This is a genomic window from Planctomicrobium limosum, from assembly GCF_051465645.1.
Classification (GTDB): Bacteria; Planctomycetota; Planctomycetia; order Planctomycetales; family Planctomycetaceae; genus Planctomicrobium.
Window position 1 is genome coordinate 1,438,768 of sequence record NZ_CP195790.1, and the last position, 22,229, is coordinate 1,460,996.

The 22,229-nt window shown below is 57.7% G+C and carries 16 protein-coding genes; all 16 read right to left on the reverse strand.

Annotated features, from left to right (window positions below; genetic code table 11):
- Positions 1 to 18: 18 nt before the first annotated feature.
- Positions 19 to 1,632: an efflux RND transporter periplasmic adaptor subunit gene (locus SH527x_RS05380; RefSeq protein ID WP_437193628.1), complete on the reverse strand. Its 1,614-nt coding sequence runs from the start codon at positions 1,630 to 1,632 to the stop codon at positions 19 to 21.
- A 165-nt stretch (positions 1,633 to 1,797) separates the two neighbouring features.
- Entirely contained in the window at positions 1,798 to 2,307 is a 510-nt protein-coding gene (locus tag SH527x_RS05385) for a hypothetical protein (RefSeq protein WP_437193629.1), read from the reverse strand.
- A gap of 239 nt (positions 2,308 to 2,546) precedes the next feature.
- The gene (locus SH527x_RS05390; RefSeq protein ID WP_437193630.1) at positions 2,547 to 5,003 is read right to left on the reverse strand and encodes a heavy metal translocating P-type ATPase; all 2,457 of its coding nucleotides are present in this window, start codon (positions 5,001 to 5,003) and stop codon (positions 2,547 to 2,549) included.
- A 119-nt stretch (positions 5,004 to 5,122) separates the two neighbouring features.
- Positions 5,123 to 7,414 (reverse strand): SulP family inorganic anion transporter, encoded by a 2,292-nt coding sequence (locus tag SH527x_RS05395; protein WP_437193631.1) that lies wholly within the window; start codon positions 7,412 to 7,414, stop codon positions 5,123 to 5,125.
- Positions 7,415 to 7,501: 87 nt separating this feature from the next.
- A complete protein-coding gene (locus tag SH527x_RS05400; RefSeq protein WP_437193632.1) occupies positions 7,502 to 8,203 on the reverse strand; it encodes a response regulator in 702 nt (233 codons plus the stop codon).
- Positions 8,204 to 9,139: 936 nt separating this feature from the next.
- Positions 9,140 to 9,901: a methyltransferase family protein gene (locus SH527x_RS05405; RefSeq protein ID WP_437193633.1), complete on the reverse strand. Its 762-nt coding sequence runs from the start codon at positions 9,899 to 9,901 to the stop codon at positions 9,140 to 9,142.
- Positions 9,902 to 10,042: 141 nt separating this feature from the next.
- Positions 10,043 to 10,594 carry a hypothetical protein gene (locus SH527x_RS05410; protein WP_437193634.1) on the reverse strand — a complete coding sequence of 184 codons (552 nt, stop codon included), beginning with the start codon at positions 10,592 to 10,594 and terminating at the stop codon, positions 10,043 to 10,045.
- A gap of 73 nt (positions 10,595 to 10,667) precedes the next feature.
- On the reverse strand, positions 10,668 to 11,366 hold the full coding sequence (locus tag SH527x_RS05415; protein ID WP_437193635.1) for an ABC transporter ATP-binding protein: 699 nt from the start codon (positions 11,364 to 11,366) through the stop codon (positions 10,668 to 10,670).
- 1 nt (position 11,367) lies between these two features.
- Positions 11,368 to 12,591, reverse strand: coding sequence for an ABC transporter permease (locus SH527x_RS05420; RefSeq protein WP_437193636.1), 1,224 nt, complete (start codon positions 12,589 to 12,591; stop codon positions 11,368 to 11,370).
- A 39-nt stretch (positions 12,592 to 12,630) separates the two neighbouring features.
- A complete protein-coding gene (locus SH527x_RS05425) occupies positions 12,631 to 13,428 on the reverse strand; it encodes a hypothetical protein (RefSeq protein ID WP_437193637.1) in 798 nt (265 codons plus the stop codon).
- Positions 13,429 to 13,544: 116 nt separating this feature from the next.
- Positions 13,545 to 14,075, reverse strand: coding sequence for a hypothetical protein (locus SH527x_RS05430; protein WP_437193638.1), 531 nt, complete (start codon positions 14,073 to 14,075; stop codon positions 13,545 to 13,547).
- 112 nt (positions 14,076 to 14,187) lie between these two features.
- Complete coding sequence (locus SH527x_RS05435) at positions 14,188 to 17,451, reverse strand: efflux RND transporter permease subunit (protein ID WP_437193639.1); 3,264 nt, start codon at positions 17,449 to 17,451, stop codon at positions 14,188 to 14,190.
- Between the two features lie 14 nt (positions 17,452 to 17,465).
- Complete coding sequence (locus SH527x_RS05440; protein WP_437193640.1) at positions 17,466 to 18,977, reverse strand: efflux RND transporter periplasmic adaptor subunit; 1,512 nt, start codon at positions 18,975 to 18,977, stop codon at positions 17,466 to 17,468.
- Positions 18,978 to 19,136: 159 nt separating this feature from the next.
- A complete protein-coding gene (locus SH527x_RS05445; protein ID WP_437193641.1) occupies positions 19,137 to 19,586 on the reverse strand; it encodes a hypothetical protein in 450 nt (149 codons plus the stop codon).
- A 255-nt stretch (positions 19,587 to 19,841) separates the two neighbouring features.
- Positions 19,842 to 21,353 (reverse strand): TolC family protein, encoded by a 1,512-nt coding sequence (locus tag SH527x_RS05450; RefSeq protein ID WP_437193642.1) that lies wholly within the window; start codon positions 21,351 to 21,353, stop codon positions 19,842 to 19,844.
- A gap of 395 nt (positions 21,354 to 21,748) precedes the next feature.
- A complete protein-coding gene (locus tag SH527x_RS05455; RefSeq protein ID WP_437193643.1) occupies positions 21,749 to 22,201 on the reverse strand; it encodes a hypothetical protein in 453 nt (150 codons plus the stop codon).
- Between the last annotated feature and the right edge of the window lie 28 nt (positions 22,202 to 22,229).

Genomic DNA, 22,229 nt, shown 5'->3' on the forward strand with positions numbered 1-22,229 from the left:
GGCTCGGTACTCCTGCGCTTAGTGTTCGTGACAGCCGCAACCCGCACCGAGGTTGCTGCGAAGGAGTTGAGCGAGCAGAACATTGCTCCCCTGGGAGGCGATGACTTCTCCCGGAAGGACACCGGCCAAGAGTTCGACGGATTCGCCGTCCCGTGCTCCCAGGCGAACCTGACGGACATGGAAGAATTTCGGCGAGTTCTCGTCGAAGTAATTCTTGTCACGCACGAAGACGAACGCAGCATCCGGCGTTGATTGCACAGCCTCACGGGGCACCACGATGGCGTTTGGCTCCTCCCGAAGAATAATTCGACCGGTGCCGAATGTTTTGTCCCGCAAAGCTCCGTCCTTATTGGCAAAGGCGACCCGGACTTGTAGTGTGCGCGTCTGTTCATCCACGGCGGGACTGATCCAGGAGACTTGTCCAGTCACGGTCTGGTCGCCATTGTCGGCCTGAAACTGCACGGGTAATCCTTGCCGGATATATTTGGCATCCTCCTGACGGACATTGAGGATGAGCCACATCCGGCTGGGATCACTGACGGTGAAGAGCGTTCGGGTCGTGTCGGCAACCTCACCCGCGATGACATTGGAACTGACCAGTACGCCGTCATAAGAAGCGCGGATCGGGATGAGGTTTGCCGTCTTCGTTCCTGGGGGCAGTGAGGCAATCACGGATGTGGAAATGCCCAGAAAACGCAGTTCGTCGGCGAGTGCCTGCGGATTCCTGGCCTCGATCCCCTCGGGAATCTCGAACCCCAGGTTTTCCAGGGCTTGACGAGTGGAGATCAAACCGACCTCAGCCTCTTGCAGGGCGGCATCCGCTTCGATGATGGACTTTTGTGGGACAGCACCGCTATTCGCAACCGTTCGTAAACGCTCAACGGTATTTTTCCGCAACTGGAGCTGCACGATCGCCTGGAGCAATTGCGACTTTGCCTGCCCGACCTGAGACGCATCGACCAGAGCAAGAATTTCGCCGGCTGCCGCCAAGTCACCTACGGTCTTGAATACGGCAACGACTGTGCCCGGAACACGCGATGACAGGCGTCCCACACGGGTCGGATCGAAGAGCAGTTCTCCATTGGCCGTGATCGCATCGAGCATGGCACGCTCTTGCACCACGTCCACATTGATTCCGGCTTTGGTGACCGCCTCTGCGGATGAGAACTGGACCCGGCTCGCGTGCATGGTGTTCCGGCTGTTGTTCTCCGGGCGGGAGATGAGGGAAATCGCCTGGATCGTGTCGTACTTGGGAAGCTGGGCCTGACCCTTGACCTGGGCCAATTCGGGGTGACAAATGACACACTCAGCGACCCCGTGCTCTCGACAAAAGCCTGTCGGCTTGGCTTTTGGCAGCAGGTCGGTGCGGCATTCGATGCATTTCGAATCGGGAACCAGATGCTCCGAGCACCAATCGTCAGCGACGACGGTGGCGGTTCCCATGAGTTCGGACATCTTCGGCAGCTTCCAGCCGGTCTGATGGCCGACAGACATCACACCGCCCAGGAGCGAAAACACCACGAGGTTTGGAACGGCGTTCAGGGCCTTCATCCACCAGCGTCGGCGTGGCGTCGTGACGGGCTGTGTCTCAATGTGCGGCGGTGTAGCCACCGGATGTGCCGGGGCGGTCATAGTAGCGGACATACTCTCTCCAAAAGCAGAAGGGGGGATGCCTTAACCCCATTGCGACACGAGAATTAACTCGTGAAAAGAGGACAAGGCGGGGCGGAACATGTTGGCCGAGGACAACCCGGAGGTCATCGACTCAGCACAATCAACGCCGAGGAGAGAGGCTGGTTAGCAGCGAATGACGACCGTAGAGATCACGGTCAAGGCAAAATCAGGGACCGCAGGCGGGCCTGTCCACCGAAAATGCGGCAAGAAAGAGGCGGCATCAGTACCGCTCAACCACGTCGGCAGCCAGGCGACAAGCAAAGCGAGTCGCTCACTATCTACTGTGACCGTGGGGCGAGTGACAGTTGTCGGGTGGCCAGCGGAAGCCGCAACCGGGATATGCGTGCATCCACATGCATCGTCCATTTCCACGAGGATCTGGTCAGAGGGAGGCAATGTCTCGTCATGATGGCCGCAAGGTGGCTGCGCAATTCCCTCGGTACAGCCAGCGTCCGAACAGCAGGTCTCATGTGCAGCTTCCTGCTGATGTTCCTGGCAGCAGGTACAGGACTGGGGACCCGTGTCCAAGCAGCAGTATTCGCCATCGTTGCTGATGCAGAGATAAACCGAACCGCCACTCCCTGCCAGGAGTTGCGTCGTCATCAGCATCAGGATGAGCAACGATTTGGCCATGAAAAACCGCCGATGAACCTTTCAGATTTTGTGATTGTCTCTCCAACCCTAATGATCGTATCGGCCTCTGCCACCTGCGTCCATGCCAAAACAGCGGATGGCTTTCAGTCAAAGCCCGCGCATAGACAATCAGGGAAGGCAAGCTTCTCCATCGAAAGAGCCAATTTCCTCGATTCTCAAACTGTCGCTATAAGGTCATCGACGTGTCATTCAGCCAAACGAATGAGGGATCTTGGAGTTCAAGGCTTTCGGTAGGCAAGCAGTCTTAATGCGTTGAAGACAACTAATAGTGTCGAACCTTCATGAAACAACACGGCGGCCCCCATTTGCAGCCCCAGCACCGTCGCGGGAATCAGAAACGCAACCATGCCAAGGCTGAACCAGAGATTCTGTCGGATGATCCGGCTCGTTTTTCGGCTGAGTCCGACGGCAAAAGGGAGATGATTCAGATCATCGGCCATTAGTGCTACGTCGGCGGTTTCCAGAGCCACGTCAGAGCCGGCCGCGCCCATCGCGATCCCGACGGTCGCACTGGCCATCGCAGGGGCATCGTTGACGCCGTCGCCGACCATCGCCACGCCTCCTTCCTTGCTCAGCTTCTTGATGGCCTCGACCTTGTCGTCTGGCATCAGGTCGCCCAAGGCTTCGTCGATGCCGACTTCTTTGGCAACCGCATCGGCGACCTGCTGGTTGTCGCCTGAAAGCATGATCATTCGCTCGACGCCAAGTTCCCTCAACTGTCTGACAACATCCTTGGCGGCGTCACGGGGAGTGTCCATAAGCCCCAACACGCCCAGGTAGGTATCGCCATACCGGACGATCATCGTCGTCCGCCCCGCAGCCTTGAGGTTCTCAGTGGACTTGCGAAGTGCGTCCGGAAGCGACGGGCCTGCGATTTCGCCAAAGAGACGATCTTTACCGATGTAAACGGCCTGACCCTCAATACTCGCTTTGACTCCCCGGCCTGTGATGCTTTGCACATCGTGGGCCTGTAAATCCGAATCACTTTTGAGACGTTCCTGGCCCCCCTCGACCACGGCTGCGGCCAGCGGATGGTCACTGAGCTTCTCCACGGCAATCGCCACCCGCAATAACTCGTCCTCCGAGCGGCCATCCACCGTAACGACGTCCGTCAGTCGCGGCTTCCCCTCTGTCAATGTGCCGGTCTTATCAAAGGCGATCGCACCGAGTCGTCCGAGATTCTCCAGCGGTCCGCCGCCCTTGACGAGCACGCCGCCTCGCGCCGCCCGAGCCACGCCGCTGAGAACCGCACTGGGAGTCGAGATCGCCAGGGCACAAGGGCTGGCCGCCACCAGCACTGCCATGGCGCGATAGAATGAATCCCGGAACGGCTCGTCGATCACGGCCCAGGCAAACAGCAGCAAGACAGCGAACGCGATGACCACCGGGACAAAGATCCGCTCGAACTTGTCGGTGAACCGTTGCGTCGGTGATTTCTGCGTCTCGGCTTCATTGACCATTTGTACGACGCGGGCGAGCGTCGATTCACTGGAAAGTTTTGAGACCTGAATCTCCAGAGCGCCGCCGCCGTTAATTGTGCCTGCAAAGGTCCGATACTCCGGTCCGAGCCGATCCGGGTTCGCAGCGGCCTGGCCGGGATCATCAACGGCTCGCTTGTCCACGGTCACACTTTCGCCGGTAATGGGAGCCTGGTTGACGCTGCTTTCCCCCTTGAGCACGAACCCGTCAGCGGGAATCCGCTCGTTCGGTTTGACAATCACCACGTCGCTTAACCGAAGCTGTTCCACCGGCAATTCTGCGGTCTGGCCATCACGGCGGACCAGCGCGGTTGGGGGAGCCAGTTCGGCGAGTGCTTCTATCGCCCGCTTGGCTCGCCCCATCGCATAGTGTTCCAGCGCGTGTCCCAGGCTGAAGAGGAACAGGAGCAAAGCGCCTTCCGCCCATTCTCCGAGCGTGGCAGCACCAATCGCCGCGACAAGCATCAGCAGATCGATTTCAAGACGATAGGCCCGGAGATTCTCGAACGCTTCCCGGAAGGTGAAAAAGCCGCCGAAGAAATAGGCTGCCACATAGAGGCTCCACGGGAGCCAAGGCGAGACATCGAAGAGCATCGGCAGTAGCCATCCGACAAGCAGCAATCCGCCACAGATCGCTGCAAAAACGAGTTCCGTCCGTTCGCCAAACCAACCCCCATGTTCGTGGTGATCGGCTTCCTCTGCTGTCTTGCTCTCCACCTCGCCGGATTCGACAGATGCAGCCTGTTTCGATTCTTGGCGAATTCGCACACCCTCTTTTTGCAATTCTGTCTGAATGGCCTCTTCCGTGACGATCTGCCGATCAAACTCAATACGCACGACACCGGCGGGTGAAGCCGCGGCTTCCAGGACTCCAACGATTCCGCGTGCTCGCAACTCCACCGTGCGGGCCTCACGGGCGTGCATAGCATCCGTCTTGAGCAACAAGTGCCCGAACCGTTGCTCAAGTTCTGCCCCTGCACGGATGGCTAATTCGCGCACCTCCCCCATCGAGATGCGTTCGGGATCAAAATGGATGCAGAATTGGACAGGTTCGTTCTCGCTGTTGTCCACGAGGTGTGCGGCCTCAACTTCTCCCTTCGCTTTCAGCAAGTCGGCCAAACGCTGGACGCAGGCATCGCGCGTGTCCGGCACCGTGGGTAGGACCAAATTGATTTCGATCCGTGTCTTTTCGGTCATTTTGATCTCTCCGTCAGTTTTGTCAGTTCGGGTACATGGACGGAGTCGCCGGACGACCACACCACATGTCAGCCCCGATATCGAATACGCTCACGGTTTGTGAAAGACCGCAAGCATTTTTACGCCGCCCGTTGATGTTCGTGGCTCCTGCCGCATGGATTGGCAACGTCCCCTTTCATACCCCTGCCGCGATGTGGACGCGGCCGAGCTGTGCGGAAACGTGCGCGAAGGATGTCCCAATCCAGGATGAGCTTGCCGCCCGTTGCTTCATGTTGCTTCTCCCAATTCATCAGCAGCGTCAGGCATCTGTGGTCGATATAGCTCAGTCCCTTGAAATCGACATGCAGAATTGTCCTTGGCGGAATGCTTTCGAGCGCGGATGCGAGCTTAGGTAATCGCAGGAACGTCGCCGCCCCCTCCAGCACGAGGGTGACGCGACCGCTCGCCGCGTCGCCACGTTGCCGGATGTGTAACCGAGAGAACGTGTAGACGAGCTTGGCGACCGATAAGGCCACGCCCAACATGACACCCGACAACAGGTCCATGGCGACGACGGTGACGGCGACGATGAGACAGATGGCCCCTTCGCCCCGGCTTTCCTTCCATAATGCCCGGATTGCCGGAAACTGGATCAGGCGGAAACCGGTCAGGACAAGCGTCGCCGCCAGCGCCGCAACGGGGATCATCCGCAGGAGCCCAGGAGTCAGCAGCACGAATGCCAACATCCAGATGCCGTGAAAAATTGTCGCCCAACGTGACTTTGCTCCCGCTTCCAGGTTGGCGGACGTTCGGACAATCACTCCAGCCATTGGCAGCGCACCAATCACTCCGCACAGGGCATTGCCGATGCCTTGTGCGGCAAGTTCTCGGTCATACCGGGTCCGGGAGCCCGTATGCATTCCATCCGTTGCCGCAGCCGTGAGAAGAGACTCCGCGCTGGCAAGAATGGCAACGGTCAATGCCATCTGCCAGACCATTGAGTCGCCGAACATCGCGGGCAGGGAAGACAAGTCGATCAGCTTGACACCTGAGGCGAGACTCTCGAATTCCACTCGCTGGATAGGCAAATTCAGCAGAGTGGTGACCGCTGTTGCAATGACGACTGCGGCCAGAACGGAGGGGATGACATGGAGTTGCCTTGGGACGACCCGCTTCCAGAGCAACAGCACGGAGAGGGTGAGCAGTCCGATCGACGCGGCAGGGAAATGACCTTCATGTCCTGGGTGACCATCGAAGATGTCCATCAGAGCGCGCGGCATACCGAGATAGTTGGCCAGCGGGCTGCGAACCGGAGAATCATCCACGGTCACATGGAACTGTTGAGCCAGCAGGACGGAACCGATCCCGGCCAGCATGCCGAGAATGACCGCCGGTGACACGGCTCGGAACCACTGCCCCAAGTGCAGTAACCCGGCAAGGACTTGAATAAGTCCGGCAAGAAAGACAACCAGTCCCAGTGCAGCAAACCCCAGCTTCTCCTGAATACCGAGGAGAACAATAATCAATCCGGCAGTCGGTCCACTGACCTGCAAAGGCCCGCCACCGAGGAGCCCGACCACGACCCCACCGATGATGGCGGTGATGATGCCTGCGGCCGTCGGAACACCGGATGCTTTGGCGATGGCAACACAGAGGGGCAACGCCACGGCAAAGACCACCAGCGACGCCGAAATGTCGCTCTTAATGGTCTCAAGCCACCTCAGGGAGTCGGACGTCGGCGCAGACTCCGGCGACTCCACCTTGGCAGCCTGCATTGGCTGCTGAGCAGGAGCCGGCAATACCGCGTGGACGACGGGCATTTCCAGCAGTGGACCGAAGGCATTGGTCAGGGGATCGAACGCCAAGACCTCGCTGGTCTCAAACCGCAACACCCATGCATGCAGCCGGACGGTGCCGGTAGCGAGTGCGGCGGCCACAACCGGGTGTTTCGTCAGGTTATTCACCTGGGCCAACACGTTCCGCTCGACTGCCTTGTCCCAAAGTGCCTCTCCCTGGAGATCGGGGTGCTCGCCTTCGATGATGGCTTTGGTCTCGGCGGCATAGGCCAGCCACTCCCTTGTCTTCGGTAACTCGCCGCCTTCGCCCGGATGGAGGATCGCTCGCACCGCGCCGCAGCGATAGTGACCGCAGACAATGATGTCGGTCACCCCGAGGGCATTGATCGCGTACTCGATTGTCGCGGCTTCTCCGCTGGGGGCGTCAGGCGGTGGAATCAGATTCCCCGCATTGCGCGAGACAAATAGGTCACCGGGATCGGCCTGCATGATCGTTTCGGGAAGCAGCCGTGCATCAGAGCAGGTAATGAGCATCGCTGTCGGGTGCTGACCTTGAGTCGCGCGCTCGAAAAGCTCTTGCCTTTCCCAGAGGACATGCTCCTGAAAATGCTTTAGGCCTTCGATCAGTTTTTGCATGTCACTCTCCCGTATCAAGGCCGAACATAACGCGGCAGGCGTGATCCAACCCGGTACGGATCGCTTCCTGTAAACGAACACACAGACTCATTGCTTGTTTGGCGAGGAGGCCATGCCACTCGACTTCGGCAAACTCGGTTTGCTCAACATTGAGCGAATGCGAGAGATTGACGTGAGTAGTGGTCCGTAAGCCCATTCGAAGAAATGTCCTTCCGCAGGCGACTCTCGAATGTGAGTTGCCGATGCGGGACGATTGGGGTCGGTGGTTGCCCTATTTCCCAGGTCTGGCTGGGGAAGCAGGTCATTGGGACATGTCGCGAGTTCCCAGAGTTCCTGTGCAACCTCCGCGACGGATGGCAGGGGTTTCTCGAAGACACGCAGGGCACCACGCTTCAACAAGCTGACACGCGTCGCTGTCCGCGCGTCACCAGTCATAAAGCAAAAACGGACGGATAAATTAATCGCGCGCAAGGCGTCGAGGGTTCTTGGTCCATCCAGCACCGGCATCCGGACATCCGACAGCACCACGTCGATGAGCGGATAGAACTGCTGGTAAACCTCGACCCCCTCCGCTCCATCCGTCGCGAGCCAGACGTCGAACCCACGGTTTCGGAACCCGATGCTCAGCGCCTTCCGTAGTAAAGACTCATCTTCGACAATGAGAACCCCATGAGGCCGCGAGGTCTCCTCGGATCGGCCGGATATGGAGTCTTGGTTCTCGCGTGTCGGGAATGCTACTCCTGTTTCGACCTCGTCGGCTGTGTGATTGATGGGCGTGTGACGACGCATAGCGCTGTCCATGCTGTGACCAGTATTAGCGGCACCAGGGTCTGGAAGTGGACAGCACCGCGAGCCACGAAACGAAATCGTGGGAGCTGAGAGGGACGCAATGGGTGAGGACATATCGCCTCCTGGGCGGAAAAGGGGATGGTTCGACCAGACCGTCACGAAAAGATCTCGTGGCGTGCAACGGACGATGCAGCAGAAATACATCGAGCGAGGATGATTACGGATCATCGACTCAGCGCGACAACGCCGAAGAAAGCGGCTGCTTTAGCAACGAATGACGACCGTGGAGACGACGGTCAAAGTGAAATCGGGAACTGTTGAGGTGTCGTAGCAACGGAACGTGAGTTGAAGCACGGATTGGTAGGCAATATCAATGGTGGGTGCCTGTGCGAGGAGCGAAGACAACCATTCAAAATCTACCGCGATTGAATTTCGCGTCGTCCTCGTCGGCTGATCGGACGCCATTACTAGCGGGATGTGCGTGCAATCACACGCCCCAGCCATAACCAGGGGATCGCCAATCTGGGAGACCGCCCGATCTCCTGGATGGTTGCCACAGGGTGAACGACCCTGCTGCCCTAGACTGCTGTCATTGCACGAATGGCAACCAGTTTCGCAGGTCACTTGGCTAGGTGTACAGGAGTCGCATTCCGCATGGATGGAATAGGAGCCGTCATTGCCGATGCACAAATAGACGGAATCGCCACTCCCTGCGAGGAGTTGCGTCGTCACAAGCATCAGGATGAGCAATGACTTTGCCATGAGAAATACCGAACGCTGTCTATTGAGTATTGGATTCTATTGGAAATTTAAACTCGGCCAAAAGAAACTGCGGATTTTATGCTGGATATCGGTTCGAAAGCTCGTTTCACCGAGCGTCATTCGGATCGACCGCATTCGTCGAATGTGCCGAAACATCTCACCGGTCCAGACTCGCTACCAGACTTCTAAGAATGTGGGCAGCAAGTCGGTCTCTTGGAGTTGTGAAACAACATGAGCTGCGGCGGCGAGCGCAATGAACCAGAAAGAATCCGCGATGTTTCTACGCAATATGCTGGGAAAGATTGTGTATGTCTCCGGTTCATGGTAATGGAAAACGCGTGGCCAGAACGCTGGCGTCGTTCTCCAGAATTCTTCGTAGTCTAATGGGTGATTTGAGAAGAGACGTTCCTCTTCACAATGGATGATCCACGGGTAATAGACGGAAAAGAACAGAGCCATGATCGCCGGCACCGCAAAGGTTCCTGAGCAGAGCCCGATACCGATCATGCCGATCGCACTGAAGAAATACAGTGGGTTTCGACACATCGAATAGGGGCCGGTCTGGACCAGAACTTTGGTCTTGTAGCCGGAAATGAACAAGTGACACCATGTCCGGCCGAGTGCTCCAGTCGCGGCCAGGCAGATTCCTGCCAGAAACATCAGCTCGCGGACGACACCGTCTCGCGGCCAACGGCTTTCGATGCCCAACAAGAGGATGGCAACAAAAAAACCAAAAAAGAAGGTCAGCGGCCGTCGCCGGCGCTCCATACTCGCTTGTTGCAAGGGAAGAGCCGTCGAAAATGGACCGTTGTTACCTGGAGCTGCAACACACCTTTGCCAAATAGGTATTGAAAAGTCATAACGCACGTGGAAATCCTGTTGTTTAAGATGAAATTGCGATACCTCAGAAATGAGCAGTTCTTGTTGGGAAGGCATACCACCTGAACATTGACCGCGTCTTTTAAGGTGGAAAATCAAACCGATTCATCATGTGCCTTCATATCATCAGAGTAACTGACATGAAGGCACCTCTTTAAAGAGCACTCTCGATCACTTGAAAAATGATCGTGGTGATGATTAGTGCTTGTGGTCGGCGTGGTCATGATCATGGTCATGTTCGATCTTGCCGGTGTATTGCTTCCCGTTGATCGTGACGACCAGTTTGGCGGCACTCCCTTTGGCATCCAGATCCTGGGCAAGGTGTTTCTCCTGAGAAACAAACCGCGACGATTTTCCCGCCGGATCACCGGCATCGGGGGAGGCGGGGAGTTTGAACTGCTCGGCCTTCCCCTCGTGGGACAGATTGATCGTCACGTCCCCAGCGTCGATGGGAACAGCGGTCTTGGCGCTCCCATCCAGGAGATACACGGTCACCGTTCCGGTCTCATCCTCATGAACCACTTCCGCGTGATATTCCTCGTTGCCCAGTTCAACGAGATGACCATGATGCGGCCCTTCCTCCGGGTGTGCATGATCGTGGTCGTCGCGCGATCCGGCACTGGATGACGGAGAGGGAGCCTTGCCAGAATCAGGAGCGGTTCCACAACCTGACAGCAGGAGGGTTGCCAGACAGGTTGCGGGGAGAGTCCCGACGATGAATCGCTGAAAAGTGCGAGAATGGACAGGCATTAGATTTTCCTTATCGAGGTGAATAACAGGGACGCCCCTGTGCTTGGTGATGAGCGCGCACAGGCTGCGCTCGTTATGCGGACTGGCGTTGTCGAACCGGGATGGTTTCGCAGCTCTGAAGGACACCCTGCCGGAGCGTGAGCGTGCGCGAGGCCCGGCTGGCGGCAACCGGATCGTGTGTCACCGTGATCACGGTGCGTCCTTCCCGGTGCGCGGTGTCAAAGGCACCAAGAACCGTTTCTCGACTTTCCGGATCAAGATTCCCCGTCGGCTCATCCGCGAGAATGATTTGGGGATCATTCACCAGCGTCCGGGCGAGCGCGACACGCTGTTGTTGCCCGACACTGAGTTCCGCCGGGCGATGGTGCAGCCGTCCTCCTAAACCAAACCGGTTGAGCATGTCCGCAGCGCGGCGTTCCTGCTCTGTCCGATCCTGCCTGAGCAGACAAAGCGGGATCTGCACGTTTTGCACTGCTGTCAGGTAGGGAATCAGGTTGAACGTCTGAAAGACGAATCCCATCTGCTGGCTCCGCAAAGCGGAGCGTGCGGCGGCGGGCAATTCGTAAATTGACGTGTCCTCCAGCCAGACCTGTCCGGCCGTGGGAGACAACATTCCTCCCATCAGAGACAGCAGGGTGGTCTTGCCGCTCCCGCTCGGACCGACGATCGCGACATATTCGCCCTTCGCGATGGAAAGGTTTTCGCATTCCAATGCTGTGACTTGCTCGCCACGCCGGGAATACTGCTTGATTACGTTTTCGAATCGAAACATCTTAGACCTCCTGAAAGCAAAGACATGGGTCGAGGGTGGCCGCCTTCCGTGCCGGCCACCAGGCGGAGAGGATCGCGAGACAAGTGGCGATCAAAATCGCCAGGAACGAGGTCGTGGGAAGAACTGAAACAGTGACACCGGCCCAGGCGGGACCGGCCGCGACAGCGACAATCAAGCCGACCAGACAGCCGAACGTCCCCGCCACCAGACCGAGAACCAGGGCCTTTCCGAGGAACAGGCGCTGTACGAACCGGGGCGTTGCTCCCAAGGCCATGAGCGTCCCGATTTCCCGACGCCGTTCCCGGACATTCGCGGTGATGGCTCCCGCGAGGCTCGTCCCGCCGACGATGACCAGCACCGCCAGCACAAACCAGGAGGTATTCGCCATGAGCCGGTTGACGCCGACTTGCGTCTGGACCACCTGGGAAATGGTGACGACTTTGGTGTTCGGCAAGAGCTTGCGCAGCTCGGGAACAAGTCCTCCCGCCGCATCCTCGCAGCACCCGATGACTTCAATGGCATTGCAGACGGGACCGCTGCCGGAAGCATCCTGCACGGTATGCAGGTGGGCGAAGACCCGCGAATCGTCAACCGTTCCCGTTGCCGGAAGAACGCCGAGGATCTTGAATGACTTCCCGAGCAGTTCCACGGTGTCGCCGGTGGAAAACGCGGATCGGCCCGCGACATCCGCCCCCAAGACCACTTCATCGGACTTGAGGTTCTGAATCGCCCGGTGCGTGACCAGCGAATCAGTCCCATCCAATTGAGCGGTCGTGAGCTTGGCCTTCTCACATCCCTCATGGGCTTTGGGAGCGGTAAACAGCGTCGTGGTCTGCCAAGTCGTCTGGGCTTCCAGTTCCGACTGGGGCAAGATTCCGGTCAGCGTGACAGGGATGCCTCCCAGGTTGGCGGGGATGTTGAGCCGGGGCGAGACCTGCTCAACACCTGTCAGCCCTGCCAGGTAAATCTCCGAGACATGCTCCTCGGGAATCGTGCCGCTGTTCTGATCGGCGGCATAGTAATCCTGCAAGGTCGCTTCCGGGGGCAAAACGAGGATATTGGCTCCGAGTTGAGAAAGTTGTCGCGAGACATCCTGCTCGGAGGCCACCGTGATGTGCCGGATCGCGACCAGGGCGGCGACTCCCAGCAGAATCGCGAGACCATTGGAAAAGGCCGCCCAGGGACGAGACCGCAGCTCGTTCCAGATCATTGATTGCAGCGTCATGCTGAAATCCTCCTGTCAGAGGGTGAATGGGAAGTGGGATTACTGGCGCTTGCTGCCGGGTGCGGTGGCTTGGGGGGCATGGTTGTGCTTGCAGTTTTCGTCTTCGCAGCACTGCCCGGCTTTATGGATGGCTGCGGCAATCTGCTCGGCACTGGATTGGGTATCGAAGTGGCCAATGAGTGCCCCGGGAGGCGCGATCAGAACAGCATACGGCCCGTTCACCTGGTTCGGATTCAGCTTCATCTGCTGATAAAAGCGGGCTTCGGCGGGGTCGTCGAGACGCATTCCGACCAGCGAAATCCGGTCTTTGAACTGCGGGAGTTGCTGAACCGCCCGGACCCCCTCGGGAACGTCGACCCGCTCCGTCCGCGTCAGGCAAACGAAGACGAGCTTCTGATTCTGAAGTTCCTTCATGCACTGCATCATCGTGGGGGGAACGATGGCTGCGGCGATCTGCTCCGAGGTGATTGCCCTGGGAAACAGCCCCGTGACGGCACCGTTGGGAGCGATGACTACCGCCATCGGCATCGGAGCGCGGGCAATCCCGAGTTTTTCCACCAACGCCCGCTCGGCGGGGTCGTCGACGCGAGCCGTCGTCAAGACAGTCTTGTCCGCGTGCGAAGTCAACTCGGTTTGGACTTGTTGATGGAAGGTCCGAGTCGCCTCGCCACTATCACGATGGAACACGACGAACGTGAATTTGCCGGACTGCGCGGACTGGCCAAGCGTGGATTGGAGAGGGCTGGTCCCTCCGGGCTGTTGAGCCACGGCTGCGCTGGCCGAACACCACAGACAGACGACCGTCAGGCACATCTGGGACAAAGCGTGAAATTTCATAGCGAACTCCATTTCTTGGGGTAAACAGTTCCTTGCGAAATCAAACTCACAACGGACTCCTGCCGTTGAATTCGGTGAACGAAGGCGGTTGCCGGGCCAGTACCAGCACTTGTCCATTAGTGCTTATGGTCGGCGTGATCATGGTCATGAGCGATCTTGCCGGTGTACTGCTTCCCGTTGATCGTGATCACGAGTTTTGCCATGCTGCCATCAGCATCCAGGTCCTCGGCGAGATGTTTGTCCGTGAGGCTAAAACGGCTCGTCTTCCCCGCAGGGTCTCCCTTGTCCGGAGCCGCCGGCAGCTTGTATTGCTCGGCTTTCCCCTGATGCACCAGGTTGATCATGACTTGCTTGGCCTCGGTGGGCACGGATTTCTTGGCTTCATGGTCCAGCAGGTAAATGGTGATCTTTCCCTCTTTTCCATGAACAATCTCGGCGTGGTATTCCTCCTTACCGAGTTCAACGAGATCCCCGTGGTGGGGCCCTTCGGATGGATGTTCGTGGCCGTGTTCGTCCTTCGCTGCGGATGGGGCCGAAGCACGTCCTGGTCCATCCGCAGTGACAACGCCGGTCCAGAGACTTACGGACAGGAGGGCGGGGGCGACTTGGAGAACCAGTCTCCAACGTGTCAAACAGAGAGTACGCATCGATCTAACTTTCGTGAAATTCGTCTGGTTTGTTTAATCCTGCCAATACCACCAGACGAATCGCGGTATTGGCATGTGAGATCAAACTCACAACGGGTGACTACTGTTGAATTCAATGGACGAGGGATGTTGTCGTGCTGGTGTTGGCACTTGGTAAAGGGGAATGGGCAATCTCATCGTGTTCCACCAAGGGAATCTCTTCCTGAGATTCCCCCACGACGCGGGCTGCCGATTTCAATCCGAATAACCAGAACAGGGCCGGGTGAACGAAGAAGTCGAGCAGCGTCGAGCTGATGACTCCTCCCAGAATGACGGTTGCCACTGGGTAGAGAATCTCTTTGCCGGGCTCATTGGCTGCCAGCACCAGTGGGACCAGCCCGATCCCCGCCGTGAGGGCGGTCATCAGGACCGGAGCCAATCGTTCCAGGCCGGCGCGGATGATCATCTCCTTGGTCCAGTCTTCCCCTTCATACCGCACCAAGTGCAAGTAATGGTTCAGGAGAAGGATGCCATTCCGGGACGCAATCCCGGTGAGCGAAATGAAGCCCACCATGGCAGCAATCGTCAGCGTTTGCCCGGTGATGACCAGCGCGACCACGGAGCCAATGAACGCCATCGGGAGAGCGGTCATGACTTGCAGTGATAGATTGACGGATCGGAACATCGAGTACAGTGCCAGAAAGACCCCCATCAGCGAGATCATGAACAGCACTGCAATCAGCCGACTGGCCGATTGCTGGCTCTCAAACTGCCCGCTGTACTCGACGAAATATCCTTCCGGGAGACTGGCAATCGTTGGAGCGACTTTCCGCTGAATATCCTGCACGACATCCACGACGCCGCGATCGGAGACATTGCACTGCAACACGACGCGACGGCGGACATTCTCGCGGTTGACCGTGTTGGGGCCACCCGACTGGTAGATCTTGGCGACTGACTCCAAAGGAATCTGTCCTCCTTCGGGCAGATCGATCGTCAGTCGCTTCAGGGCATTCAGGTCTTCCCGGGCGTTTTCGTTGAGTCGGACCAGCAGATCGAATTGCCGCTGGCCGATCAGCACTTCGGAGACGACCTCACCGTTCATAGCCGTCGCGATGAATTCGTTGACATCGCTCACCGACAACCCATTGATCAGCAGCTTGTCTCGATCGACCTCGATCCGCAGTTGCGGAATGATGACCTGCGGCTCGACCAACGGGTCTTTGACTCCAGGGACCGATTTCATTGCTGACAGCATTTCCTCGGCTTTGCGGCGTAAAACGTCGAGATCGTCGCCGTAGATCTTGATTCCGACCTGCGCCTTGACGCCGGAGATCATGTGCGAAATCAGGTGGGCAATCGGTTGTTCGGCGGCTGTGACGATGCCGGGAATGTCTGCCATGGCTTCCCGAATCTCATTGAGCAGTTCTTCCCGGCTGCGCGGCGACTCGGGGTCGAGTTCAATCAGATATTCACTCATGTTGACCCCCTCGGCGTGCTCATCCAGTTCGGCACGACCGGTCCGTCGGCAAAAGGAGTCGATGTCTTCGATGGCCTGCAAACGCTGTTCGACCTTGTGGTTGATCTCGTTGGATGTCGCCAGTGAGGTTCCCGGCGGCAAGACGACGTTGAGCTGGATCGTCCCTTCGTTGAACGGCGGTAAAAAATCCTTCTCAAGGTTCGCAACGAACAATCCGGCAATCGCGACCATGACCAGAGTCACGGTGAGATTCAGCCGGGGAAATGTCAGGCTGAAACGGATCACCTTGTCGGCGACCCATTTGAGATTTCGCAGGACGAAGCCGTCCTGGTCATGGTCCATGAGCTTGGCATTTCCCAGCAGCCAGTAGGAGAGCACGGGAGTGACCGTCAGCGACACCAGCAGCGACGCCGCGATCGACACGATGTAGGCCACGCCCAGGGGAGTGAACAACTTTCCTTCCATCCCGGACAGGGCGAACAACGGAATGAAGACCAGGCACACCACAATGGTGGCGAAGACGACGGAGTTCCGAACCTCGGTGCTGGCTTGAAAAACCACCTGCAACGGGTGCTTGGGATGCGCGGCGTGCCTGTTTTCCTTTAACCGGCGAAAGATGTTTTCCACGTCCACAATGGCATCGTCGACCAGTTCCCCGATGGCAATCGCCAGTCCCCCCAGCGTCATCGTGTTGATCGACAACCCGAAGATCGAGAACACCACGGCTGTCAGTGCCAGCGAAAGTGGAATGGCTGTAAACGTGATGAACGTCGTGCGGAAGTTCATCAGGAACAGAAAGAGGATGATGACGACGAGAATCCCGCCATCCCGGAGGGCCTCGATCACATTCTCGATGGCCCGGTCAATAAAATCCTTTTGGGAATAGGTCGGTTGAATGCGAATGTCTGGCGGCAATCCCGATTTCAGTTCTTCGACTGCTTTCAGAATGTTTTCGGTGATGAGGCGTGTGTCCGCCCCGGGCTGCTTGTTGATGGTGAGGACCACCGCAGGTCCGCCTGAAAAGTCCTCCAAAGCTCGGGGCGAAGAATTGGGGCTCGAATTCTCGCTGTTTCTTCTGACAAAAACGCTGCTGTCGCCCCGTTTGACCTGTGGTCCTTCCACGACTTTGGCGATCTGAGCCAGTGCGATCGGTTGATCATCGCGAATTGTGACGACCACCTTTTGCAAATCGTCGATTGTCTGAATCCGGCCCAACGCCCGCACCAGGAGTTCATTGGGCCCCTGCTGATCGAGATAGCCTCCCGTGGCGTTTTCATTGCTGTCGACGACCGCCTGTTTGACCTGTTGCAGTGTCACGCCATATCGCAACAGGGCATCCGGGTCGACAAGCACCTGAAACTGCTTTCGTCCCCCGCCCATGGTGAAGACCTGCGACACACCCGGAACCGTCAGCAGACGCTGTCGGACGACCCAGTCGGCCAGCGTGCGGAGTTCGACGGGATCAGTCACACCGCCATCACTCCACATGCCGAGCATGAGGATCTGCCCCATGACAGAGGAAATGGGAGCGAGAGTCGGCAGGACACCGGCGGGCATCCGGTCTTGAATGAGTTGCAGACGTTCCATGACGATCTGCCGGTCGGTGTAGATATCGGTCCCCCAGTCGAATTCGACATAAATGACCGAAATTCCAATCCCCGACGAACTACGGACAGCCTGGACACCATTGGCTCCGTTAATGGCCGTTTCGATGGGAAATGTGACGAGGGTTTCGACTTCTTCCGGAGCGAGGCCGGGAGCCTCGGTCATGATGACCACGCGCGGCCGGTTCAGGTCAGGGAACACATCGACGGTCGCGTGCAGCGCCTGCCAAGTCCCGTAGCCCATCAGGAACACGGCCAGGGCCATGACGATCATCTGTTGACGCAGTGCAAAGCGGATAATGGCATTCAGCATGATGGCGCTCCTGATCAGTGATTGTGCCCGGCATGCGGATCAGCTCCGCCGCCGGACTTGTTCTTGAGGGCCATCTGCAACTGGTGGGCACCACGCTGTGCCACGATATCCCCTGGAAACACCGAGCCGTCATTCTTGATGACGGCATAGGCTTGATCGCGATAGATCACGTGGACCGGCACGCGATCGAAATGGTTTCCGTTCTGCTGGAAGACAAACGCTTCCGCTCCTTCCTGGGCAATCGCATCCACGGGAAACACGATCTGCTGCTGCCATTCCTCGACCGGCACCCGAAGCTGCAATCGTTGCCCCGGACGATACTTCCACTCGATGAAACGCAGCCCGTTGGGAGAGGGGACATCGCGAGTCAACTGGTTCGGCAGGCGGACATAGAAGGGAAGCGTGCGGGATTGCACATTCACGTCACTCGCCGCATAGAGCAATTCCAGTCCCGGGACTTCCTCGGACTGCTGTCCACCCTGCTCGAAAACAGCGGTCACTTTCCAGTTGTTTGCCGCAGCAGCAGCCAGCAGACGGGCATCTTGCTCAAAGGCTCGCCCTTCGAGATACAGTTCCGACATATCTGAAAGGACCGCCAGCGTTGTCCCTGCCAGAACGCGTTCCCCTTTGCTGACCAGCACGTCTTGAAGAATGAGCAGTGGCACGTCATGGCCATCCGCCGGTTGGGAATGGTCTGCTTCAGAATAGTCAGCCTGCGAGACTTTGTTATTCGTCAGTTCCAATTCGTCTTCGTTGTGCTGGTCAGGAGCCGGTACCCGGATCTGAAGGTCACGCAGAAGACGTCGATTCACACTAATGTCCTGGATCTGGCGGTCGGACAATCCCTGGAGCCGGAGCGCTTCTTTCTGGGCCGCCAACAGGACTTCCAGCTTGTCCTTGGCATATTGCCGTTCCAGCAGTGTTTTCTGGGAGACGGCTCCCGACTTGGTCACCTCTTCCAGCCGGGCAATTTCTCGATTCTCGACATCAATGCCGCCGATGGTTTTGAGAAGTTCCGTCTGCGTTGCCACCAACTCGTCGGCGGTGATGCGGATCTCGAACAGAAGCGTTCCGGGGGTGATGGCTTCACCGCGAACCGCGTGCACATGCGTAATGACTCCGGCCATCGGCGTGGAAACCTGAATTCGCGTTCGGCCCGGGCGTTCGACGATGATCGCTGGGACGGTGATCGAGCGCAGAAATGTTTCGAGTTGCACCGGCTTGAGGAAGTCCTCGGATAGACCAACATTCCCCATCGCCTGTTGTGACAGCTCCAACGAGGTTCCTTCATCATGGGCATGCGCATGGCCCCCATGGTCGTGCCCATCCTGACCTTCACCTTCGCTGTGAGCATGCCCGTCCGACGAATTCTCCTTCTTTTGAGCCGCGATCGTATTTCGGACCCAGTCCTGTGCGACGGGCCACCAGCGGTTGAAGGTGAATCCCCCAATTCCCACGAGAACGATCACCCCGGACAGCCACAGCCAACCTACGGAAATGCTGCGGAACGGTACTTTGAGCTTCATAAGGCCCCCTCATCGGGACGCAGGCCTGCGCGCAATCTCAGCGCAGTGATGCTGGTGCAAGGAATGGGAAGAATGACCACCGACAGGACGCAACGAGGCCGTGGTTCCTGTCAATCGTCAGCAAGAAAAAGGCGACAGCAGGTCGCCGAGAGAGGTGGCTTAGATCAGCCAGACTTGGGTGAGCGCACGGCGTTCTCGCGCAGAATGCGAGAACGACCAGTCGCGCAATTCACCCCAGGCCGTTAACTGAGATTGCTGCACAACCTGCAGGTCGGCCAAAACAAACTGGGTTGGTCCCCACATTTCAAGACTGAAAAACTGCGGGACCACCGTCGTCACCATCCCGCTGTAGACGCAACGATCTTCCTCACAAGGAGACTCAGCCGGATGATCGTCGGAATGGCTTTCTCCGCCAGATGCAGGCGAGCCATGAGACGGACAGCTCGAATGGCCTGCGTGAGCATGATCCAGCGACAAATCGCCGTCGATCACGACCGCGACGACATGATCATGACCCGCATGTGAATGGGCATGATGCCAGCAGCACCCAAAAATGCTGTGAATCAGCATTGGGATGAGTGCAATCAAACTGACAACATTGCCGCTCATTTTTAGGTCGTCCGCCCCTTCTGTCGCTGCCGAGAACGAAGCCACAGCCAGCTAAAACATGACATTATCGAATATCTGGGTTATCGGGTCAATGGCGGTTTTCTCTTGAAAAATCGCTGAAAATTCGTGCGGGAATCGAGTTCTGAACGGGCCTCGACTGGTTGCAAGACACGGTGACGTGGGTTCCAAACTTCCAGCCGCAGCCGCCACATCCCCTCACGAATGGAAGCTTGCCACGTCTGTTCGTCTTGTTTGTTACTCGCCGCTGAGACTTTGATCGCGCAGGCCCGAGCCGATGTCCGTATCCCGTGTGTTGTCCAATCCACCGGAAAGCACCATTCCCTGCAAGTAGGTTTCCGCGAGTGCCAGATTCTTCTGCGAGAGGACATATTCCAGATTGGCATCGAAGTAGGTCTTCCGCACGATGAGGACTTGCAGAAACTCAAACTCTCCAGCGGAATAAGCCTGTTCGGTAAGCCCGAGCGCCTCTTCGGCTTTGGGAAGAGTCACTTGTTGATATTGTTCGACAGCGGCCGCAGCAGATTCGAATTCCTGTCCTGCCTGTGCAATCCGCGACTCGATCGAGAGCTCAATGCGTCGCACCTCCTCGCACGCCCGGCTGAATTCGGCCTGCGCCGCAGAAATATTTCCCTCATTGCGGTTGTAAATCGGGAGGGGCAAGCCGACTTGAGTATTGATCATTCCGGAATTCGTCCCTCGATCAACGCCACCGCCCAGCATGAAGGTCAGGTTCGGAATGGCTTGAACTTCCTGTCGCCCGATATTTGCCCGCGCCCGACTGACACGGGCTTGGGCTGCCTGTAATTCGGGGCTGGCGGCCAATGTTTGACTCGTCACCAGTTGCAAATCTTCCACTGTCACCTGGCTCGGGAGAGCCCCTTCCAACGCTCCGGGGAGAGTTCCCGGGAGACCGGTGACGGCCATCAGTTGCTTCCAGGCTCCCCGGAATGCCGCCTCGGCCTGACGGCGCTGAACCTCGACCTGATTGAGTTGAATTTCCGCTTGCAGGACTTCAGGCGTTGAGCCTTCTTTGGCCTCCAGGCGTGCCTTGGCAACATCCACCCCCTTCTGCGCGATCACATGAAACTCCTTGGTGAGCGCCAAACGTCGCTGTGCGGCCAGGGCTTCATAGTATCTCTGACGAACATCCGTGAGGACGCGATAACGCTGGGCTTCCACTTCCCACAACTGGGATTGGACTTCCTGGTTCAGGACCTCCTGATTCCGGGAAAGCTTGTCGCCAAGAACAACTTGCTGCTCGACAAAGACGGTATGTTGATCGGTTCCTCGGTCAGCAAGTTGGGTCCCGTTATAGCCGACGATGGGATTCGGCTTTTTACCGACTTGGTCTCGGAACCCGATCGCTTTGTGAGCCGATGACGACGCCTGTCGAATGGACGGGTTATTCGCCAGAGCGGTGGATTCCAAGCTGGCGAGAGTCCACGAGGTGATGACTTCGCCGGGAGCGAGCGAGGGAGAGTCTGGAATGGGCACTTCCGCAAGAGTGGGTGCTGGTCCCGCTTCGCCCGCTGTGAGTTCGATGGAGGGTTGTTTGGCAGCGACGATGTCAGCGGGAGATGACTCCCCAAGTCGGTTGTCTGTGGGCAGTGGGGCGCGACGAACGGTCTCTGCCGAGACCTGGATTTCCGGCGACGAGCGTGCGGCGAGCTTGCCACGAGTTCCTTGACAGCCACAGAATTGAACGAAAACAAGTCCAACAATAGCGACAAACAGTCTGCTAGACATGAGAATATCTCCAGGGAAAGGCGAGGTGAAGTACACATCGTGAATCGAGATCGCGATGGGCTTCAACCTAAACCTGGAGACGGACGCAGCCTGTCAATTGAGGCGATTCAAAGGTACAAAAATCTCTCTCTGCACGTGTCAGAAAGTGCTGGAGATTGACACTTGCGTCTGTAAAAAAGACGGGCTGCCAGCCGAATGCAATCGCCCCGCTGACGGCAAGCTGAAGTTCTGATCCTGATCCAGAAAGGAACACGACCAGCCGACGACAAGTTGATTCCTGCGAATCTGGGCAGGAGTCTTGCGGCTCATGAGGGCAGTGACAGCAGGCAGCTTGTGAAGCCGAATTGCAATCTGCCGTATCGCTTTGGTGGTGATGATCCTGGCATTGATCACCATCACAAGCTGGGCATCCGCAGGCCGCTGTAGATCGCTCCATCGCGATGCCGCACTTTGCGCAGCCACATGGCAAGGCTGACTGACAGAGTACTGTCAGTAGCAACAAACCTGCCATCAAGCTTCGCAGTCGCGTGCTCACGGGAATCCATTCCCTCCATGAGATGATCGAGCAATTGTGTGAAAATCGTCTTTAGTCGTGATCGGTCATTGGAGTGACCAGATTGAGCAACAATTGCCGGTGTTCTCTGAATCCGGGGAAATCGAATCAGACATCCGACAGATTCGTTGGAACCGGCAAAGTGAAGGTTGCTGGCGAATCTGGTTGGACAGTCAGCAACGTGATTGTCACCGCAATTTCGATGTGGGAGCCGTTCATTGCTGAGCGGTGGATTCCGAGGGACTCTCCCGAAGCCTGCCCCCACGGTCTTACTGCGGACTTTGGCCTTCGCCATCGTCTCTCCATTGGCGCTCGCGTAAGAT

Coding starts and splice junctions, on each gene's coding strand:
- SH527x_RS05380 (WP_437193628.1), bottom strand. CDS start 1,632: ATGACCGCCCCGGCACATCCGGTGGCTACACCGCCGCACATTGAGACA.
- SH527x_RS05385 (WP_437193629.1), bottom strand. CDS start 2,307: ATGGCCAAATCGTTGCTCATCCTGATGCTGATGACGACGCAACTCCTG.
- SH527x_RS05390 (WP_437193630.1), bottom strand. CDS start 5,003: ATGACCGAAAAGACACGGATCGAAATCAATTTGGTCCTACCCACGGTG.
- SH527x_RS05395 (WP_437193631.1), bottom strand. CDS start 7,414: ATGCAAAAACTGATCGAAGGCCTAAAGCATTTTCAGGAGCATGTCCTC.
- SH527x_RS05400 (WP_437193632.1), bottom strand. CDS start 8,203: ATGCGTCGTCACACGCCCATCAATCACACAGCCGACGAGGTCGAAACA.
- SH527x_RS05405 (WP_437193633.1), bottom strand. CDS start 9,901: ATGCCTTCCCAACAAGAACTGCTCATTTCTGAGGTATCGCAATTTCAT.
- SH527x_RS05410 (WP_437193634.1), bottom strand. CDS start 10,594: ATGCCTGTCCATTCTCGCACTTTTCAGCGATTCATCGTCGGGACTCTC.
- SH527x_RS05415 (WP_437193635.1), bottom strand. CDS start 11,366: ATGTTTCGATTCGAAAACGTAATCAAGCAGTATTCCCGGCGTGGCGAG.
- SH527x_RS05420 (WP_437193636.1), bottom strand. CDS start 12,591: ATGACGCTGCAATCAATGATCTGGAACGAGCTGCGGTCTCGTCCCTGG.
- SH527x_RS05425 (WP_437193637.1), bottom strand. CDS start 13,428: ATGAAATTTCACGCTTTGTCCCAGATGTGCCTGACGGTCGTCTGTCTG.
- SH527x_RS05430 (WP_437193638.1), bottom strand. CDS start 14,075: ATGCGTACTCTCTGTTTGACACGTTGGAGACTGGTTCTCCAAGTCGCC.
- SH527x_RS05435 (WP_437193639.1), bottom strand. CDS start 17,451: ATGCTGAATGCCATTATCCGCTTTGCACTGCGTCAACAGATGATCGTC.
- SH527x_RS05440 (WP_437193640.1), bottom strand. CDS start 18,977: ATGAAGCTCAAAGTACCGTTCCGCAGCATTTCCGTAGGTTGGCTGTGG.
- SH527x_RS05445 (WP_437193641.1), bottom strand. CDS start 19,586: ATGAGCGGCAATGTTGTCAGTTTGATTGCACTCATCCCAATGCTGATT.
- SH527x_RS05450 (WP_437193642.1), bottom strand. CDS start 21,353: ATGTCTAGCAGACTGTTTGTCGCTATTGTTGGACTTGTTTTCGTTCAA.
- SH527x_RS05455 (WP_437193643.1), bottom strand. CDS start 22,201: ATGGCGAAGGCCAAAGTCCGCAGTAAGACCGTGGGGGCAGGCTTCGGG.